2 protein-coding genes and 1 pseudogene are annotated in these 598 nt (G+C 74.6%); 2 read left to right on the top strand and 1 reads right to left on the bottom strand.

The genetic code is table 11. From position 1 onward, the window contains the following. Window positions 1–186, top strand: a pseudogene (locus E6R62_RS38415) (hypothetical protein); the annotation flags it as partial. Window positions 187–193: 7 nt separating this feature from the next. Here the strand turns inward: E6R62_RS38415 and E6R62_RS40130 are convergent. Further along, a complete protein-coding gene (locus E6R62_RS40130) occupies window positions 194–352 on the bottom strand; it encodes a hypothetical protein (RefSeq protein WP_168714325.1) in 159 nt (52 codons plus the stop codon). Between E6R62_RS40130 and E6R62_RS38420 the strand changes: the two genes are divergently transcribed. Beyond that, on the top strand, window positions 341–535 hold the full coding sequence (locus tag E6R62_RS38420; RefSeq protein ID WP_136218004.1) for a hypothetical protein: 195 nt from the start codon (window positions 341–343) through the stop codon (window positions 533–535). The two genes, E6R62_RS40130 and E6R62_RS38420, sit on opposite strands and share 12 nt — an antisense overlap. Window positions 536–598 lie beyond the last annotated feature (63 nt).

Consider the following 598-nt stretch of genomic DNA (forward strand, 5'->3'; position numbering starts at 1 on the left):
GGCCTCAAGGGCTCGTACGCGCTGACCGTCGAGCCCGATCCCGCGGGAGGGCCCGTCTACGCGGCGCGCACGCTGGCTCTCACGCAGGACGGGGTCCCGATGTTCACGGTGCAGACGCTGGCCGACGACAAGGGCACGGTCGCCGTCCCGGCGGCGGCCCAGGACCTCACGGTCCTGGAGAAGTAGGGCGGGCTCAGTCCTGGCCGTACCGCGGGTCGACCGACTCCGGCGCCAGGCCCAGGAGTTCGGCGACCTGCTCGACCTCGCGGTCACCCAGATCCGCGACTACGGCCGCCGCGACGCCACCGTCGTCGGCCGGCTGTTCGGCCTGCTGGCCGAAGTGGGCTGGCAAGCCCGCACCCCGACCCAGCGGAACGCCGTCGGCCTGCAGTGCCGGCTGCTCACCGAGCAGAGTCTCGCCGAGCTCCCCACCGGGCGCACCGCCGACGACGTGCACCGCTGGGCGGCCGCGGTGGACGCCGCGCTCGACGGTCGCTGGCAGTCGGCCGACGGGGTCACTCACCCACCGCGGTGACCCTTGTGAGGGCCGGCGTGGCCGGCACTCCTCGCGTTGCCGAGTACGGGAGCAGGACCGGCC

Source organism: Streptomyces sp. A1136 (genome assembly GCF_004795055.1).
Taxonomy (GTDB): Bacteria; Actinomycetota; Actinomycetes; order Streptomycetales; family Streptomycetaceae; genus Streptomyces.